Origin of the sequence: Hymenobacter chitinivorans DSM 11115 (assembly GCF_002797555.1) — a bacterium.
Classification (GTDB): domain Bacteria; phylum Bacteroidota; class Bacteroidia; order Cytophagales; family Hymenobacteraceae; genus Hymenobacter; species Hymenobacter chitinivorans.
In genome coordinates this window covers 2,698,865-2,721,460 of record NZ_PGFA01000001.1, presented here as the reverse complement: position 1 = coordinate 2,721,460, position 22,596 = coordinate 2,698,865, and the positions used below count along the sequence as shown (strand labels likewise).

The 22,596-nt window shown below is 63.8% G+C and carries 17 protein-coding genes; 6 read left to right on the top strand and 11 right to left on the bottom strand.

What is annotated here, in order from left to right; translation table 11 throughout:
* Positions 1-77: 77 nt before the first annotated feature.
* The 3 genes from CLV45_RS11445 to CLV45_RS11435 all read right to left on the bottom strand — a co-directional run bounded on the left by CLV45_RS11445 (position 78) and on the right by CLV45_RS11435 (position 4,034).
* Positions 78-494, bottom strand: coding sequence for a response regulator (locus CLV45_RS11445; RefSeq protein WP_100336485.1), 417 nt, complete (start codon positions 492-494; stop codon positions 78-80).
* Positions 495-524: 30 nt separating this feature from the next.
* Positions 525-3,146 (bottom strand): PAS domain-containing protein, encoded by a 2,622-nt coding sequence (locus CLV45_RS11440; RefSeq protein WP_100336484.1) that lies wholly within the window; start codon positions 3,144-3,146, stop codon positions 525-527.
* Between the two features lie 324 nt (positions 3,147-3,470).
* Complete coding sequence (locus CLV45_RS11435) at positions 3,471-4,034, bottom strand: hypothetical protein (protein WP_100336483.1); 564 nt, start codon at positions 4,032-4,034, stop codon at positions 3,471-3,473.
* Positions 4,035-4,341: 307 nt separating this feature from the next.
* Between CLV45_RS11435 and CLV45_RS11430 the strand changes: the two genes are divergently transcribed.
* The 4 genes from CLV45_RS11430 (at position 4,342) to CLV45_RS11415 (ending at position 13,359) form a co-directional block, all read left to right on the top strand.
* Complete coding sequence (locus CLV45_RS11430) at positions 4,342-4,551, top strand: hypothetical protein (protein ID WP_100336482.1); 210 nt, start codon at positions 4,342-4,344, stop codon at positions 4,549-4,551.
* A gap of 178 nt (positions 4,552-4,729) precedes the next feature.
* The gene (locus tag CLV45_RS11425; protein ID WP_170061842.1) at positions 4,730-7,681 is read left to right on the top strand and encodes a PAS domain-containing sensor histidine kinase; all 2,952 of its coding nucleotides are present in this window, start codon (positions 4,730-4,732) and stop codon (positions 7,679-7,681) included.
* Between the two features lie 394 nt (positions 7,682-8,075).
* Positions 8,076-10,454 (top strand): T9SS type A sorting domain-containing protein, encoded by a 2,379-nt coding sequence (locus tag CLV45_RS11420; protein ID WP_100336480.1) that lies wholly within the window; start codon positions 8,076-8,078, stop codon positions 10,452-10,454.
* Positions 10,455-10,728: 274 nt separating this feature from the next.
* Entirely contained in the window at positions 10,729-13,359 is a 2,631-nt protein-coding gene (locus CLV45_RS11415; RefSeq protein WP_100336479.1) for an MGH1-like glycoside hydrolase domain-containing protein, read from the top strand.
* A 29-nt stretch (positions 13,360-13,388) separates the two neighbouring features.
* Here CLV45_RS11415 and CLV45_RS11410 read toward each other — a convergent pair whose 3' ends face one another.
* Entirely contained in the window at positions 13,389-13,844 is a 456-nt protein-coding gene (locus tag CLV45_RS11410) for an ankyrin repeat domain-containing protein (RefSeq protein WP_100336478.1), read from the bottom strand.
* Positions 13,845-14,014: 170 nt separating this feature from the next.
* On the opposite strand from CLV45_RS11410, the gene CLV45_RS11405 reads away from it, so the two are divergent.
* On the top strand, positions 14,015-14,722 hold the full coding sequence (locus CLV45_RS11405) for a dienelactone hydrolase family protein (protein WP_100336477.1): 708 nt from the start codon (positions 14,015-14,017) through the stop codon (positions 14,720-14,722).
* Between the two features lie 82 nt (positions 14,723-14,804).
* Here CLV45_RS11405 and CLV45_RS11400 read toward each other — a convergent pair whose 3' ends face one another.
* The 5 genes from CLV45_RS11400 to CLV45_RS11380 all read right to left on the bottom strand — a co-directional run bounded on the left by CLV45_RS11400 (position 14,805) and on the right by CLV45_RS11380 (position 19,961).
* Positions 14,805-15,041, bottom strand: coding sequence for a hypothetical protein (locus CLV45_RS11400; RefSeq protein WP_100336476.1), 237 nt, complete (start codon positions 15,039-15,041; stop codon positions 14,805-14,807).
* Between the two features lie 409 nt (positions 15,042-15,450).
* Positions 15,451-16,518, bottom strand: a complete 1,068-nt coding sequence (locus tag CLV45_RS11395) for a bile acid:sodium symporter family protein (protein ID WP_100336475.1) — start codon at positions 16,516-16,518, stop codon at positions 15,451-15,453.
* Between the two features lie 141 nt (positions 16,519-16,659).
* Complete coding sequence (locus CLV45_RS11390) at positions 16,660-17,112, bottom strand: ankyrin repeat domain-containing protein (protein ID WP_100336474.1); 453 nt, start codon at positions 17,110-17,112, stop codon at positions 16,660-16,662.
* 107 nt (positions 17,113-17,219) lie between these two features.
* Positions 17,220-18,260, bottom strand: coding sequence for an LLM class flavin-dependent oxidoreductase (locus CLV45_RS11385; RefSeq protein ID WP_100336473.1), 1,041 nt, complete (start codon positions 18,258-18,260; stop codon positions 17,220-17,222).
* Between the two features lie 108 nt (positions 18,261-18,368).
* Positions 18,369-19,961: an MDR family MFS transporter gene (locus tag CLV45_RS11380; RefSeq protein WP_245882835.1), complete on the bottom strand. Its 1,593-nt coding sequence runs from the start codon at positions 19,959-19,961 to the stop codon at positions 18,369-18,371.
* A gap of 149 nt (positions 19,962-20,110) precedes the next feature.
* On the opposite strand from CLV45_RS11380, the gene CLV45_RS11375 reads away from it, so the two are divergent.
* Entirely contained in the window at positions 20,111-20,887 is a 777-nt protein-coding gene (locus tag CLV45_RS11375) for a sulfite exporter TauE/SafE family protein (protein WP_100336472.1), read from the top strand.
* 279 nt (positions 20,888-21,166) lie between these two features.
* Here the strand turns inward: CLV45_RS11375 and CLV45_RS11370 are convergent, their stop codons facing one another.
* Complete coding sequence (locus tag CLV45_RS11370; protein WP_100336471.1) at positions 21,167-21,796, bottom strand: HAD family hydrolase; 630 nt, start codon at positions 21,794-21,796, stop codon at positions 21,167-21,169.
* Positions 21,797-21,957: 161 nt separating this feature from the next.
* Positions 21,958-22,458: a hypothetical protein gene (locus tag CLV45_RS24925; protein WP_157807421.1), complete on the bottom strand. Its 501-nt coding sequence runs from the start codon at positions 22,456-22,458 to the stop codon at positions 21,958-21,960.
* Positions 22,459-22,596: the final 138 nt, after the last annotated feature.

The window sequence follows — 22,596 nt, the reverse complement described above, 5'->3', positions numbered from 1 at the left end:
AGGGGTATGTATAGCCGAGCTGGGCGCCGGGGTAGCCGTCCGCGGGCGGTCCCCGCAACCGGCCTGGTACTCCGCCGCTACTCGGGCAGCGGGTGGCCGAAATGGGTGTGCAGCACTTCGTAGATCTTATCCTTAGTCAGGGGCTTGGTCAGGAAGCCGGTAATGGGCAAGTCCTGCATGCGCACCACGTCCTGGGGGTTGAGCGAGGTGGTGAGCATAATCAGGACCGACTCGCGCTGCGCGGCCGGCAGCTGCACGTAGGCTTCCAGAAACTCGAAGCCGTCCATGACGGGCATTTTCATATCGAGCAGAATCAGGCTGGGGAAGGGCGGGCCCTGGGGCGTGTCGCAAACCTGCAACTGGTTGAGGGCGTCCTGGCCGTTGAGGGCCACGAGCAGGGTCTCGGCGACGCCGAGGCGGTTGAAGAGCAGCTGGTTGAGGTAGTTGGTTGTATCGTCGTCGTCCACGAGCAGGACGCAGGGTAGTTTGAACATGGGGGCAGGGTAGAGGCGGCCAATAAGGAGCTAGGCCGAGGGGATGGAATAGAGTTTGAAGTAAACGGAGAAGGTGGTGCCCAGGCCCGGCTGGCTGCGAACCTCGATGCGGCCCCCGGCGTTTTCCACCATCTTCTTGACCATGTAGAGCCCGATGCCGGAACCCTCCACATGGTCGTGGAAACGCTGGAACATGGCGAAGAGCCGGGGCAGCTGGGCCGCCTCGATGCCCAGCCCGTTGTCGCGCACTTCCATGACCATGTACTGCTCGTCGGAGTGGCAGCGCAGCTCCACCCGGGGCGGCCGGTCGGGGGCGTGGTACTTGAGGGCATTGCTGAGCAGGTTGTAGACCACCGAGCGCAGGTTCTTCTCCGGGAACAGGATGGACGGGCAGCCGGCCACGTCGAGCACGAGCTCGGCGTGGGTTTCGCGCAGCAGGGGCTCCAGGTCTAGGCGCACGTCGTCGATGACCAGGGCCAGGTCGACGGGCTCGGTGGCCGGGGCGTGCTCTTTCTGGAGCTTGGACACCTCCGTGAGGTGGCTGATGGTGCGCTTGAAGCGGTTCACCGAGTCCAGCATTCGGCTCAGGATGGGGCTCACGTTGCCGGTGCGGCTGACTTCGGCCGGCAGCTCCTCGCCCAGGGCGTAGAGCAGGCCCTCGATGTTGGAAATGGGCGCCTTCAGGTCGTGGGAGGCGGTGTAGATGAAGTTGTCCAGGTCCACGTTGCTGCGGGTGAGCTGCTGGTTGGTTTCGAGCAGTTCCTCGTTGGAAGCCTGCAGCTCCTCGTTGATGGCGGCCAGCTCCTCGTTGAGGTCCTGCACCTGCTCGCGGGCCCGCACCTGGTCGGTGATGTCGGTAACCAGGCTGTAGAAGCCCAGCACCTGCCCGTCCTGCACGTCGGGCACGTAGCTGGTGTGGATGTGGCGCACGAAGTCGGCGCGGTAGGGCATGCGGGCGTCGAAGTCGACCTGCTCCCCGGCCAGGGCCCGCTGGATGTAGGGCCGCACGCCAGCGTAGGCCGTGGGGCCCACGACGTCTTCCACGGGCCGGTCGAGCAGGGCGGCCGGGTCCTGGTTAAACCAGGCCTGGTAGGCCTGGTTGGCAAACTGGTAGCGCTGCTGCTGATCCACGTAGCCGATGAGCACGGGCAGAGCGTCGGTGAGCAGGCGCAGGCGGCGGCGGCCGGCCTCGCTGGCCTGGCGGGCCAGCACCTGCTCGGTGACTTCGAAGGCGAAGACCAAGACCCCGTCGATGCGGCCGTGCTCGTCGAAGCGGGCCTGGTAGATGTAGTTGAAGTAGCGGTCTTCCAGCGGCCCGTCGGGGGTGCGGGCAATGGGCACCAGCAGGGAGTCTTCCTGGTGGGTGATGCCGGTGTGGTATACCTGCCGCAGGGTGCGGAAGACGTGGTGGCCGGCCAGCTCGGGCAGGCTCTGGAGCAGGGGCCGGCCCAGCAGGGGCCGGCCCGGGAACAGGGCCTGGTAGGCGGGGTTGACGAGCTCAAAGACCAGCTCGGGGCCGTCGAGGACGCAGATGGCGGCCGGGGCCTGCATAAAGAACCGCTCCAGGCGGGTCCGCTGGCGCTGCTCTTCGAGCTGGGCCAGGCGCAGCTCGGCGGTGCGGGCGGCCACGCGGGTTTCCAGGTCGGCGTTGAGCAGGCGCAGCTCCTGCTGGGCCAGCACCAGCTCCTCGTTGTTGGCCAGCACTTCCTCGTTGGAGGCGTAGAGCTCCTCGTTGGTGGCGGCCAGCTCCTCGTTGAGCACATTGGTCTGCTGCTCCTGCTCCTCGACGCGGCGGCGGCTGAGGACCTGCTCGGTTACGTCGTAGGCGAAGATGAAGACGCCGGTGATGGTACCGGCCGCGTCGCGGGCGGCCTGGTAGATGAAGTTGAAGTAGATGGCCTCGGGCCGGCCGGTGTTCTGGCGGTCGATGTAGGCCACCTGCTCGTTGCCGAAGTAGGTTTCGCCGGTGCGGTACACGCCTTCGAGCAGCTCCAGAAAGCCCTGGCCCTCGAGCTCGGGCCAGGCCTGGCGCAGGGGCTTGCCCAGCAGCTGCCGGCTGCCGACGAGCTGCTGGTAGAGGGGGTTGACCAGGGTAAAGACCAGCTCGGGGCCTTCCATGCTGGCAATGCTGGCGGGGGCCTGCATGAGCAGGTGGTGGAGCTGCTGGCGCTGGGCCTCGGCGTCGGCGCGGGCGGCCTGCTCGCGGGCCTGGCTTTCGCGCAGGGCTACTTCGACGGGGGAGCGGGGCTGGTCGGCGGTGTCGGTGAAGCTGACCAGCAGGCCCGGGCCGGCGCGGCGGGCCACGAGGTGGTAGAAGTTGTCGTAGCCGTCGGCCTGGTAGTTGACTTTATACTCGCGGGGCTCGTCGGTGCGGTAGGCCTCAACGTGGAAGTCGAAGGTGCCGTGCTCCTTGCTGTGGGGCCACTGCTGGTTGTGGGTGAGGGTGGGGCGCTCGGGCATGCGCATCATGCGCTGGGCGGCGGCATTGAGCAGCTCGAAGCGGAAGTCGACGATGGTAGTGCCGTCGGCCGGGTCGTAGATGGGCGTATAGAAAATCAGGCCGGTGACGGACATATCCACCACGAGGCGCAGCAGTTCATCGGGGGGCAGCCAGGCGGGTAAAGCTGGGGAAGGCGTAGCGGATGCGGACATTACGAGCGGATAGAAGCGGGGCGGCACTAGCCCGCCCGGCAAGGTAGCATCTGGGGAATACGAATTTCGGGCGCCCGGGATTTGCCGTGGAGCCTAAAGCGCAGCTACCGGCCGGAATAAGCAGGACGGCAAACCGGCGGGAAGGCTGCAATAGGGGCCGCAAAAAAGCCCTTGCCCCCGGGCAGGGGCAAGGGCTGAAGCGTAAAGTGAAATAGTATTTTGCCGGGGCCTCGGCCGGGGAAGATGGCGGGGAGATGGCTAGAAGGTCCCAACAAGAGCGCAGGGTCCCAAAAAATAAAATAGGATCTTACCGCGAGGCCGGGGTTAGAGTTTGGCTTCCTGCACCGTCCGGTTGCCGGGGCGGTCGGCAACGATGACCGTAATTTTGTCGCCGTCGAGGGCCGTGTTATTTACCTTGGCCGTAAACCGGAAAGTATAGCCATCGGGCTCGGGCTGGGCGGGGCCTTCTTCGACCAGGGAGCCGTCGGGATTCTGGATGCGGACCCGCACCTCGGTGACGGCGAAGTTGTCGGTGGCCTGCACCAGGATAACGTCGCCGGCCTTGCCGTAGTAGGCGGTGAAGTCGACGTGGCGGATGCTGGGGGCGCTGAGGTAGTCGGCCACGGCTACTACGTAGCTGCTGGTGGTGGTGCCGTCGACGCCGGTTTCGTAGGCCGCTTTTAGGGCGGGGTCCTGCTGCATGGCCCGGCCGTAGAAGGCGGCCTGCTGGAAGCGCTGGCGCTGGGCGGTGGCTTCTTCGGTGGGCACTTTGGAGGAGGGGCGGGGGGCGTCGCCGACGCTGACGGTGCCGTTGGCGTTGCGGCGGAATACGAGGCCCGATACTTTACCGGACAGACCCTGGGTGAGGGCATTGGTGGCTTTAGCCATGAGTAGAGAAGATAAAAGGGTAAAAATGAAGGGAAGAAACCGGGGCTTTTGACGGAAAAAAGGCCGGGGACTATAGCAATAGGAAGGGGTAGGATAGGCAGGCGCAGCGACGGGCAGTAAGGTAGGGCAAACGGCGGAGCTTACCAACTGATAGGGAGACGAATACGGAGTGGGGCCGCGGGGCCGCGCAAGGGCTTTTGCGTGTTTGTGGCGGGGCAAATTCCGTAGTTGGGCGGAGGCGGGCCGGGGCGGAAGTTCGGACCTTTGTTGAAACCCTTGTAACGGCCTTAGGGCCCTATCCCAGACTATGGCATCCGGTTATGATTCGAAGTATGGGCCCTGCGCCCAGACCCCCGCGCAGCGGGCCTACGTACTCCGGCAGATGCAGGCCACGAACCCGACGCTCTACAAGCGGGCCTCGGGCTACGTGCAGCGGCTCTACGCGCGCTACGTGGCCGGGGAACTGAGCTGGCCCGACGTGTGCGCCCTGCGCGAGGCGCCGATGTACCTGCCTTAGGCAGGGCCCGTTAGGTTGGTTGCGGGGCCGTTGAGCTTGTCGTGGCGCGGGCAATTGTTTACCTTCATTGCGTAAGGGCTATATTTTGTCCCCATATTCCAGGACCAAGCTTGCTGGTTTTGGGAGGGTGATGCTCTCACCCGGCCCTGCTCTGCTGCGGAGTCGTTACTCCGCGCCGATGCTGAATGACCGTGCTGCTGCTGCCCCCCCGCCGGGCTTTTCCTATTCCCCGACCTGGGCCGGGCCGGTGCTGGACTCGATGCCCTGGGCCGTGCTGGGCCTCGACGGGGCGGGGCGGCTGCAGCTCGTCAACCCGGAGGCGGCCCAGCTGCTGGCCAGCACGGTAGCGGAGCTGCGGGGGCGGCCCCTGGAGCAGGTGCTGCCGGCGGGCTTTCCGGCCGAGCTGGGCGAGGCCCTGGGCGAGGCCCAGCGGGCACCCCACCCCGTGCGGGGCACGTTCTGGCTGCCCTACTGCCAGCGCTGGATTGAGATGAGCACGGCCCCCGGGGCGGGGCAGGTGCTCGTGTTCTGGCAGGACGTGACCCAGGCCGTAACCCAGCGCCGGCAGTACCAGGCGGTGGCCGACCACCTGCCCGACCTGATTCTGCGCTGGGATGCCGACCTGCGCCTGCTCTGGGCCAATGCCGCCCTGGAGCAGCGGCTGGGCCGGCCCGTGGCCGAGCTTCTGGGCCAGACCTGGGCCGAAATGGGCCTGCCCGCCGGCCTGCAAGGGCCCTACGCCGAGCACCTGCGCCAGGCGTTGCACGCGGGCCGGCCGGTGGACTACTATTACCACCTGCCCACGCCCCGGGGCGAGCGGCACTACCACTCCCGGATGGCGCTCGAGCAGCCGGAAGGCGAGGGGCTGCGGGTGCTGGAAATTGCCCGCGACATTACCTCGGTGGTGGAAGCCCAGGCCCGGCAGGCGGCCAGCGAAACCCTGCTGCGCGAGGCCGAGCAGGCGGCCGGGGCGGGCAGCTACCACGTGGAAGTGGCCACGGGCCGGATGCAGGCCTCGGACGGGCTCTACCGGCTGTTTGGGGAAAAGCCCCAGTCGTTCACCTTTACTCTGGACTTCATCAACACCCGCTCGGTGCCGGAGGATGTGGACGTGGTGCAGCAGGCCCTGAACCGGGCCGTGGCCGGGTGCGCGCCCTACCACTACCGGCGCCGCATCTACCGGGCCGACGGGCAGCTGCGCACCCTGGAGGCCCACGGGCAGGTAGTGTGCGACGAGGCCGGCACGGCCGTGAAGCTGCTGGGCCTGGTGCAGGACGTGACCGAGCGGGAGGCGGCCGAAACCCGGCTCCGGCGCGCTACCCGCACCATTCAGCGGATGCTGGACGGCTCCCCGGCGGCCATTTGCCTGCTGGAAGCCCAGCGCGCGGCGCCGGCCGGGCCCATCACCGACTTTATCTTGCGCGGGGCTAACCACGCGGCCGAGGTGCTGAACCAGAAAACCGAGGCCGAGCTGCTCAGCCACGGGCTGCTGGAGCTGTTCCCGGGGGTGCGCCACACCTTCTTCGACGACTACGTGCGGGTAATGGAAACCGGGCACCCCTGGCGCGGCGTGCGCCGCTATTCCGGCGAGCATTACCAGGACCGGTGGTTCGACGTGTCGGCGGTGAAAAACGGGGGCGGGCTCATCCTGACCTTCCTCGATATAACGGCCCAGAAGCAGGCCGAGGAGCGGCTAGAGCAGGCCAATGCCTGGCTTACGGCCCTGCTCAAGGGCGGGCAAACCCTGATCTGGTACTTTCAGGCGGTACGGGACGAAGCCGGCCGGCCGGTCGACTACCTCGTCGACACGATGCAGACGGGCCCCCTGACGGGCCCCGGGGCGCTGGATGAGCCGGCGCCCCGGCTCACTCAGGCCCTGCCCGGCATCGAGGAGCACCCGGCCTGGGAGCATATCCGGCAGGTGATGGAAACCGGGGAGCCGCAGCGCCACGAGGTGCAGTTTGACTTTCCCAACCTGCGGGGCTGGTTCGACGTGGCCTACACCCGGCTCGGCGACGGGTTCTTCATTCAGGCCTTCGAAATTACCAGCCGCAAGGAAGTAGAGCAGGAGCTGAGCAAAAACCTGACCCTGTTGCAGCAGTCGGAGGCCGTGGCCCAGCTCGGCAGCTGGGAGTACGAGCTCACGACGGGCGTGTTCCGGTGGTCGGCGGGCATGTACGGGCTGTTTGGGCTGCCCCAGGGCACGGCCGTGAAGCCCCACATCTACCGGGAAATGGCCGTGGCCGAGGATGTGGCGGTGGCCGAGCGGCTGGTGGGCCAGATGCTGCGGGGGGCGCCCAAGCTGGAAGAAACCCTGCGCATTCGGGTGGGCGGGCAGCAGAAAACCCTGCGCATCAAGGCCCGGACCATGCTCGACGCGCAGGGGGAGCCCCTGCGGGTGCTGGGCGTGGACCTGGACATCAGCGAGGTGCAGCGCCTGGAGGCCGACAACCTGCGCATGCGCCTGGAGCAGCAGCAGCGCCTCTTCGATGCCGTGCTGGACGCCCAGGAGGCCGAGCGGCGGCGCATGGCCGAAACCCTGCACAACGGCGTGGGGCAGGTGCTCTACGCCACCAAGCTGCGCCTCGACCAGCTCAGCGGCCTAGCCCTGCCGCCCCCGGGCCCGAAGGCCCGGCAGGAAGCTGAGTACCTGTTGGTCGAAGCCATCAAGCAAACCCGGGCCCTGTCGCACGAGCTGGTGCCCTCGGTGCTCCGGGAGTTTGGGCTGGAGGTGGCCCTGCAGGACATCTGCCGGCAGCTCAGCAGCCCCCAGCTGCGGATGCAGTGCCACATCGTGCTCGACGAGGAAGTGCCGCCCCTGGCCACCTCCCTGCAGCTGGCCCTGTACCGCATGGCTCAGGAGCTGGGGCAAAACATTGTGAAGCACGCCCAGGGTGCCACCGAGGCCAGTCTGGAGCTCGAAACCATGCCGGGCTTCGTGGTGCTGCGGGCCGAAGACAACGGGGCCGGGTTTGTAACGGACCCGGTGGCCAAGCCCGGCCTGGGTTTGCGCGGCATCCACGACCGGGTGCGGCTGCTGGGCGGCAGCGTGGACGTGGGCTCGTCGGCCAAGTTCGGCACCTACGTCCGGATTCGGGTGCCGCTGCCGGCGCCCCCGGCCGCGGACTGAGGCCGGCGGGGCTTCAGCGGCGCACTGCCCGGGCCGTCGGCAGCAAAGCCAGGCGAATAAGGCCACCCACGGCGAAAATAGCCCCCGCCATTCGGCCCAGCTTGGGGTAGGGCCCGCAGGAAGCTCGGCCCGCGTGGAAAGGGAAGTGCCTGTACAGATGATACGATACTGTTACTCTGCGGCGGAGGCGTAGGAATTGCGATGCCCATTCTTCACCTTGCACCCACTAATCCTTATACACGCCGGGGATACTGTTGTATCTCCTTCTGCAACTACTGCTGACGATGTCCCGCCGGACTTGCCGCTGCACCACGGCATCGTAGCAACTGCCCTGATCTTACGTGTTGCGCAACGCCACAAAGGCGCTGCTTTTCTCACTTTTATTTTTTTATCTATGAAGCATTTCTTCAGGAAATGTCTGCCCTTGGCTATTATGCTGGGCGGAATCAGTACCGTGGGGGCCGAAGCCCAGTGCCGGCTAAGTTTTGACAATAATGTGTGGAAAGTGGTAGCGGAAGACCAATTCAATGCGTCAACGCTCAACACCGCTTTCTGGCAAACCACTAACACCAGCGGTGACATGTATGATGGCTGGGGCAGTGAGTGGTACGACGGTACGGACCCTTCCCTGGTGACGCTGCCCGGCGACGGGGTAGTGCACCTCAAATCCAAGCGGTGGCGCTATCCGGATGGTAGCCTAAGAGAGCTGCAACACGGTTCTCGCCTACTCCGCTACCGGTCGGGCATGCTGCGCAGCCGACACGGACAAGGGGGCTTGATGCAACAGGACGCGTACGGAGCCTGGGAGGCCAGTATCAAACTACCGACTCAAAATGCTTGGCCAACTTTCTGGCTCAACTCCTGCCCAACCGACATTCTAATGCTCGATGGGCTGAACACGGACAATGCCGGCCCGCACCCGGGGATGCTTTGCGGGGTGATGGACAACCGGGTCGAACACCAGGACATGGGGGCTTGCAATACGGATTTGACGGAATATCCTGGTTTGCGGCCCCACGGGGGGGGGCGGGTGAAAATTTGGTCCCCGTACCAGTACTCCACGCTGCTCAGCGACGGTTTCCACAAATACACGGTGGTATGGACGCCAAACGAAGTCACCTTTTTCCTCGACGGCCGGGAAATCCGCACGGTGCCCAAGTCCGTGGTGACCACCGTCGGGCATGATAAAACCGGTAATAACTTCTTCAACGACATCATCATTGCCTTGCAAATGTGGGCGTGGAGCGGGGAGGACGATGCCGAAATGCAGGTGGATTACGTGCGAGTTCTCAAGCCCAAAAACGCTAGCGGCGTAATTGACTACTCGTTAGCTACAATTGGCTCCTATAAGACAGCCAATGAGTTTATAAACCATGACGTGAGCGTGACTGGTATCGAACCTAACACGCAGGCTCGGCCAGGTATTGCCAACCTGAACTCGGCCCCGGCTTCGATTGCAGTCAATCCGGGCAATGCCAATCAGGTCTTCTACCGCGGCACCGATAATAAGCTCTACGTGTCCGCTCGTACCGGCAACACGTGGAACGTAAGTCAGCTGCCCAGCGTGACCAACGGCGACGTGCTAGGGGATGTAACGTACCTGCCGGGTCTGAACTACGTGGTCTATAAGGGCAGCAACAACACGGTGCAGGCCTATTATTACGACGGAAGCTGGCAGCATATCTGGATTACGACCACCTCGGCCCCGGCCGTTTCTACTACTGCCGGCTCCATTGGCGTGCGGACGTCAGACAACTGCATTGTGTACGTCGGAGCCGATAACCAGCTGCATTACTGCTACGCCAATGGGGCGGTCAGCAACCCCTGGCAGGTTAGCACGATTACCAATACGGAGGGTGGCTTTGCTTACGTAAACGGTAACCTGACGATTGAGCAAGGCTCTGGCTCCATCTTTTACCGGGGCGCCGACAACCGGATTCAGTACTACTACCGCTGGAACGGAACGTACTACCACGCCTTCGTGGACGCGAACTGGTCGACGACGGCGTATACCATTTCCGGGGAGCCGAAATCAATGGCTATTAACGGTAGTACGGTGTACTACATTGGCCAGGAGGATAATGCAGTCCACCAGTTTGCTTACAACAATGCTACCAGTGGCTGGGACCACAGCTTCTTTCCCGCCAGCACCGGCAATGTGCAGGCCCAAAAAGCCCACGGTGGACTCGACGTAAGTTCGGACGGCTTGCGCGTGACTTATCTGGGCTACGATGGCCGCATTCAGGGCTTCTATCAGGATGCCAACGGTTGGAATCATACCTGGCTCGATGGCTACTGGAACACGGGTGAGTTTCTGTCTTTCGACAATACCATGGCCGGACATTCTTCGCTAATCAGCACGGGCAACCTGACGGCCTACTACTGCGGGCGCGACAACCATCTGCGCTACTTTACCTGGGAGCCGTGCCAGCGGCTGGATTCGTATGATGACTGGGATATAGAAGGTAACGACATCACCCTGCACCGCAACGCAAAAGCTCCGCTGGCTACCGAATCGGCCACGGGGCCGGCCCAGCAGCTGACCGTAGCGCCCAACCCCACGACGGGCCGGGTAGAAGTGAGCGTACCGACTGCGCTGGGTGCCGCCCCCGTGCCCTACACGCTGACCAACCTGCTGGGGGCCACCGTGCAGCAGGGCACGCTCTCGGCCGAGCACGCCACTATCGACCTAACAGCGTGTAAGGCGGGGGTCTACCTACTCCAGACCCAGAGTGGCAAGCAAACGTACCGCACCAAAATCGTGAAGTACTAGCGCCGCTACTATCACGCTTAGTTCTGCTCGACTGCCCAGCCATATACGGCTGGGCAGTCTTGTTTTAGGCACGTTGTTACGCCTGGATTCCACTGTTGTAGTTGCGTAGTGCAAGAGGCCCCCAACCTGCGCCGTAGCAACCCGGGCCCGGAAAATGGAGTACGGCAGAACTTCATTCGACCGGCTTTCCCGCCGGATGGCCCGGGGCCTGGCCCACCACGGCGGCGCCAGTACGGCGGCCGGGTGTATATTGAGGAGGCCCCCACACGAGAGTATGACGCAGGAACAACTACGCTTAGCTGAACATAACGCGCGCACCGCCGCCTGGAAGAAGTTTGGACCCTACCTGACCGAGCGCCAGTGGGGTACGGTGCGCGAAGACTACAGTGCCGACGGCAACGCCTGGGACTACATCAGCCACGAAATGGCCCGCAGCAAGGCCTACCGCTGGGGCGAGGAGGGCATCGGGGGCATTTCCGACGACCAGCAGCTGCTGTGCTTTGCGGTGGGCCTCTGGAACGGGCAGGACCGGATTCTGAAGGAGCGCCTCTACGGGCTGACCAACGGGCAGGGCAACCATGGCGAGGACGTGAAGGAGCTCTATTACTACCTCGACAGCACGCCGACGCACTCCTACATGAAGATGCTGTATAAGTATCCGCAGCAGAAGTTTCCGTACGTGAAGCTGGTCAAGGAAAATGCCAAGCGCAGCCGGCAGCAGCCCGAATACGAGCTGCTCGACACCGGCATCTTCCAGAAAAACCGCTACTTCGACGTGTTTATTGAGTACGCCAAGGCCGGGCCCGACGACGTGCTGGTGCAGCTCACGGTGCACAACCGCGGCCCCAAGCCGGCCCCGCTGACGGTGCTGCCCCAGCTCTGGTTTCGCAATACCTGGAGCTGGGGCTATGACCCGGCCCGGCCCGTGCTGCGCGAAACTGCGCCCGGTACCGTGGAAGCCGAGCACCCGCTGCTGGGCCGCTACCACCTCTACTGCGACCAGGCCCCGGCGCTGCTCTTCTGCGAAAACGAAACCAACGGGGCCCGCCTCTACGACTTGCCCGCCGAGGGCCGCCACTTCAAGGATGGCATCAACGACTACGTGGTGGACGGCGACGCGGCGGCCATCAACACCGAGCAGCAAGGCACCAAGGTGGCGGCCCGCTACGAGCTGCTGGTGGAGCCGGGCCAGTCGGCCACGGTGCGGCTGCGCCTGAGCCAGGCAGTGCACGCGGCCCCGTTTGCCGACTTCGCGGCGCTTTTTGCCGCCCGGCAGCGGGAGGCCGACGAGTTCTACGACTGTATCCAGGAAGCTCTGCCGCCCGACCCGGACGTGCGCAACGTGCAGCGCCAGGCCTTTGCCGGCATGCTCTGGAGCAAGCAGTTCTACTACTACGACGTGACCCAGTGGCTCGACGGTGACCCGGCCGTGCTGACTCCGCCCGTGGAGCGCGACAAAGGCCGCAACCACCGCTGGCGCCATTTGCACAACGCCGACATCATCTCCATGCCCGACAAGTGGGAGTACCCCTGGTACGCGGCCTGGGATTTGGCTTTCCACTGCATCCCCTTGGCCATGGTTGATGCCGGCTTTGCCAAGGACCAGCTGCGCCTGCTCACCAAGGACTGGTACATGCACCCCAACGGGCAGCTGCCGGCCTACGAGTGGAACCTCTCCGACGTGAACCCGCCAGTGCACGCCTGGGCCACCTGGCGGGTGTACAAGATGGACAAAAAGCTGCAGGGCGGCCACGGCGACCGGGCCTTTCTGGAAGCCGTGTTTCATAAGCTGGCCCTGAACTTTACCTGGTGGGTAAACCGCAAGGACAAGAGTGAGCGGAACATCTTCGAGGGCGGCTTCCTGGGCCTGGACAACATCGGCGTGTTCGATAGAAGCGCCCCGCTGCCCACCGGCGGCTTTATCGAGCAGAGCGACGGCACGAGCTGGATGGCCATGTTTGCCCTGAACATGATGCGCATGGCCCTGGAGCTGGCCGAAACCAACCCCGTGTACCAGGAACTGGCCGGCAAGTTCTTCGAGCACTTCCTCTACATTGCCGACGCCATGACCCGGGGCGGCGACGGACTTTTTAACCTCTGGGACGACGAGGATGGCTTCTACTACGACGTGCTCCACACCCCGGACGAGGAGCGCACCAAGCTCAAGGTACGCTCCATCGTGGGCCTGATTCCGCTGTTTGCCGTGGAAGTCATTGACGAGGCGCTGCTGCGTAAAATGCCCGAATTCACGGCTCGGGCCACCTGGCTGCTCGAAAACCGGCCCCACCTGGCCAAGCTGGTCAGCCGCTGGGAAGAGCCCGGCAAGGGGGCCCGCCACCTGCTGGGCCTGTTGCGCCGCTCCCGCCTCAAGCAGCTACTGGGCCGCATGCTCGACGAGACGGAGTTCCTCTCCGAATTCGGCATCCGGGCCATGTCGCGCCACCACCTGGAGCACCCCTACGTGTTCAGCACCGAGGAAGCCGACTTCTCGGTGGGGTACGTGCCGGGCGAGGCCGAAACGAGCATGTTCGGGGGCAACTCCAACTGGCGCGGCCCCATCTGGTTCCCGATTAACTACCTGATAATTGAGTCCCTGCAGCGGTTTCACTTCTACTACGACAGCAAGTTCAAGGTAGAATACCCCACGGGCTCGGGCCGGTTTCTGGACCTGCAGCAGGTGGCCGCCGCCCTGGCCGGCCGCCTCACCCGCCTGCTGCTGCGCGACGAGCAGGGCCGCCGCCCCGCCTTCGGCCCCGACGAGAAGCTGCAAACCGACCCCCACTTCCGGGACTACCTGCTCTTTCACGAGTACTTCCACGGCGACAATGGCCGGGGCATGGGCGCCAACCACCAAACCGGCTGGACCGGCCTGATTGTACGGCTGCTACACATGCGGGAGCAGTGAAACCAGCGGGAAGCGGGCCGGGTAGGGGGTTACTGCTTCAGCTTGGCCTCAATGAGGGCAATGACTTCGGGGTTTTTGCTTTGCTGGGCCGCCACCAGCACCGTGTTGCCCTGCCCGTCGTCGGCCCGCACATTGGCGCCGTGAGCCAGCAGCAGCTCCACCATTTCCCGGTTGCCCTTGCCAGCCGCGTACATCAGGGCCGTCGACTTAAACCAATCTTTCCATTCCAACTGGGCCTTGTGCTCCACTAGTAGCTTCACGATGGGAAACGTGCTGGTATTAATGGCCATGGTCAGGGCGCTGAACTGGGCGCCCGGGCCGATTTGCATAACGGCGCTGGCGTCGGCTCCGGCGTCGAGGAGCTTCTCTACCTTTTGGGCGTTATTGTCGTGAATTGCCGCAAACAGCTCTTTGGCTTTGGTTTGGGCCAGACACGTAACGCAAATACTGAGGATAAACAGGAAAGTGAGTAGACTTCGGAGCATGCTGCTGCAGAAAAGAGGGGCCGGGAAATACCTCCTAAAGGTACGGCCGCCCCGACAAGAACCCAGCAGCGGGCTGTCCAGGAGGACGTCCAGCCGAAAAACAAACTACCTGACCATCCGCTTTAGCACCTCAGCTACCTACCCCACAACCAACCACACTCCCGACCCCCATGAGCTACCCCAACGCCGTTACCCTGACTGCCGCCAACGACAACACCCAGTTCAACGCCTACACGGCCGTGCCCAGCATCGAAGGCCCGCATCCGGGCATCCTGCTGCTCCAGGAAGCCTTCGGCGTCAACGGCCATATCCGCAACGTAGCCGACCGGCTGGCCCAGGCTGGCTACGTGGTTATTGCCCCCGAGCTGTTTCACCGCAGCGCCCCCGCCGGCCTCGAAATTCCCTATTCCGACTTTCCCAGCGCCGCGCCCCACTTCCAGGCTATTACCGCCGAGGGCCTCACCGCCGACCTGCAGGCCGCCTACGCCTGGCTGCGCGACCAAGCCGGCGTGACTAGCAAAATCGGCAGTATTGGGTTTTGCCTGGGCGGACGGGTGTCATTTTTAGCCAATGCCGTGCTGCCGCTCTCGGCGGGCGTGTCGTACTACGGCGGGGGCACCCACCATCTGGCCGGCCGGGCCGGGGAGCTGCACGCGCCCCACCTGTTTTTCTGGGGCGGCCTGGACACCCACATTCCCAAGGCTCAGATTGACACCGTCACCGCCGCCCTCGACGCAGCCGGCAAGCCCTACATCAACACCGTCATTTCCTACGCCGAGCACGGCTTCCACTGCGACGAGCGGCCCAGCTACAACGCCGCTGCCGCCCAGGAGGCCTGGGCCCTGACGCTGGCCTTCTTCCAGGAAAAGCTGGGCTAGATTCTCGCGGTCGACGGCCACAAAAAAGCTCCTGACGTTGCTGTCAGGAGCTTTTTTGTGAGTTGAGTAGTAGCGGCCGCGGCTAGTTGCTGCGGTTGCCGAGCAGGGCCAGCTGGGCGGCGGTTTCGGCCGGCCCCTGGTACACCAGCCGGCCATCTTTCAACGCGCCGGCATATACTTCCACCTCCGACGAGTCGCGGGGCAGAAATACCCGCACCGATTCCCGGGCGCCGGGCCGGATAAACGTGGTGCCTTCAATAACTTGAGTAGGCCAGGAAATTTCGTAGAATCCAGCATTCGCCAACTGCACGGTAAGCATAGGAAAGTTGTTATGTTTTCAGGGGCACAATCATATTTTCCATTTGATAGTTCATACTAATGGAAAATATATTCGGATTGGAAGATAAATCTGGCTTCTATACGGCGTAAAGGCAGTTTTTGCTGTGTTAAATAATTAAAAAGTCCCAGCCCCGGGGATAAGTGCAAGACTGCTAAGGGGCTGACAATTACTATAGTTTAGCTTGGTGCCGGGCCTGCGGTTGAGCTTGCCGGCTGAGTAGCTACGGCTGTGTCGGGGGCCATTGCCCCGGCTGCCGCCGTAAGTCGCCGGGCATGAGTCGTAGCAGCTTGGTGGCTGCTAAAAAATGGTTTGCTGAAAAGGGCCGGTTTTGCTGGGCTACAAGGCAATTCGGACCTGCCTGACTGTTTAGGGGCCGGCCTGCTGGGTATTAGCGTGGCACGGCCACTGGGGCGGCCGGCTCCTGGGCTTTCATGCGCCGCCCCGTGGCCTGGGCAATGACGCTGGCCAGGATGATTTGCAGGGCGTGGTAGAGCATCAGCGGGAGCAGCAGGGTGCCCAGGGCAATGGAGTGGGCAAAGAGCACCTTGGCCAGCACCGTGCCGTGCACCAACGACTTTTTGGAGCCGCAGAACACGGCCGTAATTCGGTCCTCGTCGGAGAAACCGAGCAGGCGGCTGACGCCCGTAATCAGGCCGAAAATAAGCAGGAACAGGGCCACCATGCCGGCGGCCAAGGCCAGAATATCGGTGGCGCGGTAGTCGCGGAACAGGTTTTCGGCAAACGACTCGCAAAACGACGTGTAGACCAGCACCAGGATGATGAGCTGGTCGAAAACGCGCAGCTGCTGCTTGTGTGCCTCGGCCCAGGCCCCGAACCGGGCGTTGAGCAGTATCCCCAGCGCTACCGGGGCCACCACCTGCCCGCCCAGGCTGGCCACCATACCGCCCAGCCCTACCTGAGCCGCCCCGGTGTGCAGCACCATATTTACCCACACCGGCGTGAGCAGAATACCGAGCAGGCTGGAAATGCTGGCGTTAAAAATGGCGGCCGGCAGATTGCCCTGGGCAATGGAAACCATAACAACCGACGTGGACACGGTGGAGGGTAGCGTGGTCAGAAAGAAGATGCTGGCCCAGAGCGCCTCGCCCTTGGGCCCCGTAAACAAGGGCCGCACGGCCAGTGCCAGCAGCGGAAACAGCACGAAAGTGGCGCTTTGCGTAACCAGGTGCAGGCGCCAGTTGCGCATACCGGCCTTGAGCTTGTCGGCACTCAGCCGCAGGCCGTAGAAGAAGAAAATGACGGCCACACCCCCGGTCGTCAGCGCCGACCAAGGCACGGGGCTGCTTTTACTGCCGATGCCCGGCGCCAGGTAAGCGGCCCCCACGGCCAGGAGCAGGGCGCCCAAAAACCAGTCGAGGCCGAGGCGGGCAAGCAGGCCGGGGGCCGGAGGAGCCGCCGCAGAGGGAGTCGAGGTGGTGGAGTTACTGGATGACATAGGCGCTTGTACGCAACGCTAGGGCGTTGGGGTCGGCAAAGAAAGGCCCGCAAAACGACTTTGCCCCGCACCAGCTCCTGCGTAGCAGAGGCCAGTGCGGGGCAAAAAAAGGTAGCCGATGAGCCGGGCCGCAGCCGGGGCTTACATCATTTTCTGCTCAATCAGGGCAATAACTTCCTTGTTGCCGCTTTCCTTGGCGTGGGCCAGGGCATCTTTACCGTCGTCGTCCTTGGCTTTGGCGTCGGCACCGCTGGCCAGCAGGAATTCTACAATGTCCTTTTTGCCTTTGCCGGCGGCGGCCATCAGGGCCGTACCCTTAAAGGCGTCGGCCTTATTCACCTGGGCCTTGTACTTTACCAGCGCCTTTACCAGGTCCAGATCACCATGGCCGGCGGCCGTAATCAGAAACGTGGTGGGAAATCCGGGGACCAGCTCGATGGACGCATTGGCGTCGGCGCCGGCCTTGAGCAGGGCTTCGGCGTCCGCGGGTTTATTCTTGACGACAGCCGTGTATAGCTCTTTGCTAGCGGTTTGGGCAACGGCGGCTGAGGCCAGGCTCACCAGCAGGGCGAGCAGGAAAAAACTCTTTTTCATCGAGTTAGGGCAAAACAGAGTACAATAGGGTCGGCAAAAATACAAAAAAGCACCGGATGTGTACACCCGGTGCCGTATATAATTTTGCGGGGAATCGGGGCGAGCCGCTACACACTAGCCGCCACGAACTCAGCCGGGGTAAGTGCAAATGCCTCGGCCAGCAGCTGGTAGGAGCGGAGCCGGTCGGCAAAGTCGTAGGTGATGGTCACGGCCACAACTTCCCCCACGCCATACTGCCGAGCCAGGTCGGTTAGCTGATCCTTAAGCCGGGCGGGCGTGCCGCTGATGATGCGCTGCCGGTGGTAGGCCATGCGTTCCAGTTCGGCGGCCGAATATTGGTAATCTTTAATTTCTTCGTAGGGCCCCATCGGCTGCCGCTCCCCGCGCTCCAGTCGCAGCATCTGCAGGGCCAGCGACTCGTGCAGCTGCCGGGCTTTTTCCTCGGTATCGGCGCAGAGTACAAAAACGGCCACGTTGGCCAACGGTTGCTGCAGATGCACGGAGGGTTTGAACCGGTCCTGGTACATTTTCACCATCTGCGGGCCGCCGGTGGGGTTAATGAAATGGGCGAAGGAAAACGCCATGCCCAGGTAAGCAGCAAACAGCCCACTCTGCCCGCTGGAGCTCAGAATCCAGGGCTCGGGCACGGTTTCGGCGCGGGGCGAGGCTTTCACCTTCTCCTGAATGGAGCCGGGCTCGTCGGCGTCGGTCAGGTAGCGGCTCAAATCCATGAGCTGCTCGATGAAGTCGTTTTCGGCGAAGTTATTCGCCGGGTTCAGCACCGAGGCCGTGAGCCGGTCGGAGCCCGGGGCCCGGCCCACGCCCAGGTCGATGCGGCCGGGAAACAGGGTTTCGAGCATCCGGAAGTTTTCGGCCACCTTCAGGGCACTGTAGTGGGGCAGCATCACGCCGCCCGAGCCCAGGCGGATGCGCCGCGTGACGCCGCCTAGGTGGGCCAGCAGCACTTCGGGCGTGGAGCCGGCCAGGGTGGCCGTGTTATGGTGCTCCGAAACCCAGTAGCGGGTGTAGCCCAGACGGTCGGCCAGCTGGGCCAGCTCCACGGTTTCGAGGATGGCTTGCCGGGCCGTGCCGCCCTGCCGCACCGGCGACTGGTCCAGCACACTGAGGCGAAGAGGTTGGTGGTTCATAGTCAGAAGGAAAAAGCCGCCGGCCCCAAAGTCAGAGCCAGCCGGCAATTCAGCAGCCTATAAAACCAGATTCGAGGTCAGTAGTTTCCGCAGACTTGGCCTCCCAGGCTACTTGGCCCCCACCAGCACCGGCGCGGCGGCGGGCTTGCAGGCGTTGGACGTGCGCAACGGCAGCTCCGGAATGAAGAACGTGGCCAGCCAGCCGCAGAGCACCAGGCAGAGCGTGCAGAAATACACCCGGGAAATGCCGTGGGCAAAGGCGGCGCGCACTTCCGGCGTGGGCGGGGCCGGGGCCGCGTGAGCCACCACCGGGGCAGTTTCCACGCTGGCCGCCAGCGGAGCCGCGGCAGTCGGGGCAGTAGTTGGGGGCAGGGTTTGGGCCAGACTCAGGGTCAGGATGGTGCCGAGCAGGGCCGCGGCCGTGGCCCCGCCAATCTGCCGGAAAAACTGGCAGGCCGAGGTGGCTTGGCCGGTAAAGCCGGGCTCAATGGCGTTCTGAATGGCCAGGGTATACAGCGGCATGCTCGGCCCCAGGCCCACCCCGCAAATCAGCACGTAGAGCAGCACCTGACCGTAGGAAGCCGAGGCCGGCATCGTGGCCAGCAGGGCTTGTCCGGTAATCAGAATCAGGCCGCCGCCCAGCATCCAGCGCTTGTAGTGGCCGAAGCGCGCCACCATCTGCCCGGCCAGCATCGAGCCGCTCACCACGCCCATCGACAGCGGAATCAGGCTCACCCCGGCCTGGGTGGCCGAGGCTCCCACTACGTTGACCATAAACAGGGGCTCGAAAATGACGATGCTCAGAAACGCGCCGCCGAGCAGAAACAGGGCAATGTTGGCGGAGCGAAACACCGGGTTGCGAAACAGGGTGAAGTCCAGAATCGGGTTGGCCGAGTGCAACGACCGGTACACGAACAGCAGCAGGCCCAGCGCGGCCCCGCCCAGCAGGCCCAGCGTGAGCGGCGACGTCCAGGCGTATATAGCTTTGTTGAGCTGCAAACCCAGCACCAGCGGCACTAGGCTGCTGATGAGTAGCAGGGCCGAGAGGTAATCCAGCGGCTTTTTCTCGCCCCGGGGCTTGAGCCGCGGCATGCGGGAAAGAATAAACCAGAGCGCCACCAGGCCCAGCGGCAGATTCACGTAAAACACCAGGCGCCAGCCCGCAATGCCCGGCAGCAGGCCCGAGCCGTGGTCGGTGAGCAGGCCGCCCAGAAACGGGCCCAGCACCGAGGCCGTCCCGAAGGTGGCCCCCACGAAGCCCTGGTACTTGCCCCGCTCGGCGGGCGGAAATAAATCGGCAATGATGATAAAGGCCATGGCCAAGAGCCCGGCCCCGCCCAGGCCCTGCAACGCCCGGAAGATGATGAGCTGACTCATTCCGTCGCCGAGCAGGGGCAGGGTTCCAAACTCGCCGGCCAGCCCGCAGAGGGCCGAGCCAGTCAAAAAAATCAGGATGGCGGTGACCTCGATGTTGCGGCGCGAGTACATGTCGGCCAGCTTGCCATACACCGGCACCAGGGCCGTGCTGGCCACCAGGTAGGCCGTGGCCACCCAGGCAAACCGGTCGAAGCCGTGCAAGTCGGCCACGATGCGGGGCAGGGCCGTCGAGACGATGGTTTGGTCGAGGGAGCTCAAAAACAGGGCGAGCAGCACCCCAGCCAGCGTAAGCATCTTGCTGCGCTGGGTCAGATTTTCGGTCATGGCCCGAAGGTACGGTAGAAACGGCCGCGCGGTCCGAACTTTCCGTGGTTGAGGTTGCCCAAAACCCCGAAAATCGGGCCTTGTTGCCCTGAAAATACCCCTGTACGCAGGCCCGCAAGAAAAGTGCGCCCGTATCTTTGCCCCCGCTTATGGACTTTCTCGACGCGACGCTGGCGCTGCTCTGCGCCTTTGCTTTTCTGGCCGGTTTTATTGATTCCATCGTGGGTGGCGGCGGCCTGATTCAGCTGCCCGCCATGCTGCTGCTGCTGCAGGGCGTGCCGGTGCCCACCATCCTGGGCACGGGCAAGGTGTCGTCCATTGCCGGCACGGCCGCCGCCCTGCGCCGCTACATGGGGCAGGTGCCCATCCGCTGGCGGGCCGTGGGCGCGGCCGCCGTCACGGCCGGCGTCTTCTCGTTTCTGGGGGCCCGCCTGGTGAGTCTCTTGCCCAGTGAGCTGCTGCGCCCGTTGGTGCTGGGCCTGCTGGTCGTCATTGCCATCTACACCTTCTGGCGCAAAGATTTCGGCGCCATTCACGCCCCCCGCCTGCCCGAGCGCAAGGAGCCGCTCTACGGCGTAGCCATTGGCCTGGTCATCGGCTTCTACGACGGGTTTTTCGGGCCCGGCACCGGCAGCTTCCTGCTCTTCGCCTTCGTAGGCCTGTTCGGCTACGACTTCCTGAGCGCCTCGGCTTCCTCCAAGATGGTCAACGTGGCCACCAACCTGACCAGCCTGGCCTACTTCGCCTACACCGGCCACATCATTTGGCACATTGCCCTACCCATGGCCGCCTGCAACATGCTGGGCTCCACGCTCGGGGCCCGCATGGCCCTCAAGCAGGGCGTGGGCTTCGTGCGGGTGCTGTTCCTGGTCGTCGTCTGCGGCATCATCCTCAAGCTGGGCTGGGAAACCTTCAAGCCCGTCTAGCGGCTACCTCTGTATCGGCACACCTGCATTCGAGCAACCCGAAACACCATTCGAGGGAAGCAAAACACCCTTCGAGCTAGGCAAAACCCTCGTGGAGCCAGGCAAAACACCCTTCGAGGGAAGCAAAACACCAGTGGAGCCGAGCGAAACTCGATTCGAGAGACCCGAACCACCAGTGGAGCCAGGCAAACCCCGATTCGAGGAATCGAAAACGGCATTCGAGCAAAACGAAACCCGATTCGCCCGCCGCGAACCTCCTTTGCCCCAATCCACGGCCCGCTACAGTAGCTGCCGTAAGTCGCCAAAGGTGTCGAGTCGGGCCTCGTAGTCGGGGGCCGTGCCGAAACCGTAGGCGGCAAAGAGGAAGGGCAGCCCGTTGGCCCGGCAGGCGCTGTGGTCACCCTCGGTGTCGCCCACGTAGGCCGGCTGTTGCAGGCCAAACTGCTCCACAATTTCCCGGATATTATCGGCCTTGGGCAGGTTTTTGGTCCCGAAGCACTGGTGCCCTTCAAACAACTCGCCCGTCTGGGTGTGGTCCAGAAACGCTTCAATGTACCCCGTCTGGCAGTTGCTGACGATAAAGAGCCGGTACTTGCCCCGCAGATACTCCAGCGTCTCGCGCAGCACCGGATACGGCACGCCGCCCCGCTCCCGGGCACTGCGCAGCTCCTCCACGGCGCAGATATGGCGGAATTCCTCCCGCTGCGCCGGGCTCAGCTCCGGAAACAGCCGCTCGTACACCACCGGGTAGGGCTGCCCGGTCACGGCCCGCACCTGGTCCAGGGTCACGTCGTGCGTCACGTACTCGACCCGCTGCCGGGCCCGGTGGAAGCCCTCGGCGACGGTGGCGGTGGCGTCCCAGAGGGTGCCGTCCAAATCGAAAATCAGGCTGTCTAGGTGAAGCTGCATGTAAGCTCTCTTGTTGGTAAAATCGGAGCCTCGCCCCCGACGCTCAAAGCCCCTACAACTTCCGCCAGGCCGGTTTTGTTGGCCTGCTGCTGCGTTTAGCGCACAAAAAAAAGCGGGGCCACCCTCAAAGGCGGCCCCGCTTTTTTCAAATTTCGGGAGGCTTACTCGTCGCGGCTGGGCAGGCCGGGGGCGGCGTTGCCCTGGGCGCCGGTGGCGTTGGGCACACCCATTTTCTCCTCCCGCTTGCGCTGGTACTTGGCAAACTGGTCCGGAGCCAGCACGTCCTTCAGCATCGCCAGCCGCGACTGCCCGATGTCGTCCACTACGGCGTTGAGCTTGCGCACGTCGGCGCGGTACTGAAGGCGGGCCGTTTCCACGTTGCGCACGCTGGTCAGGTTGATCTGGCGCACTTTCTCGGTCTGGGCCGGGGTCAGGTTCAGGCCCTGGCGCATGTTGTCGGTCAGGGCATTGGCCTTGGCTTCCACCTTCTCGGCCGACGGCGCGGGGGCGGGTTTGGGAGCCGCGGCCGGGGCAGTGGTTTTGGCCTTGGTTTTCACCGTCGTACCGGCTACTTCGGTCTTGGTTTTGGTTTTAACGGGGGCCGTCTGGGCCTGGGCTACGGCCGCCGAAAGCAGGAGGGAGGCCAGCAAAGAGGGTTTCATGATCATCCGTAAAGTCAGGGCAACAAGGCCAGTTAGGTCGTGGGGGTAGAACCTTGCCCACGTAAAGATGGTGCCAAAAATGACACCGGCCGCGGCAATAACGCGGCACTTGAATATTTCTTGCCCCGTCGGCGGCCG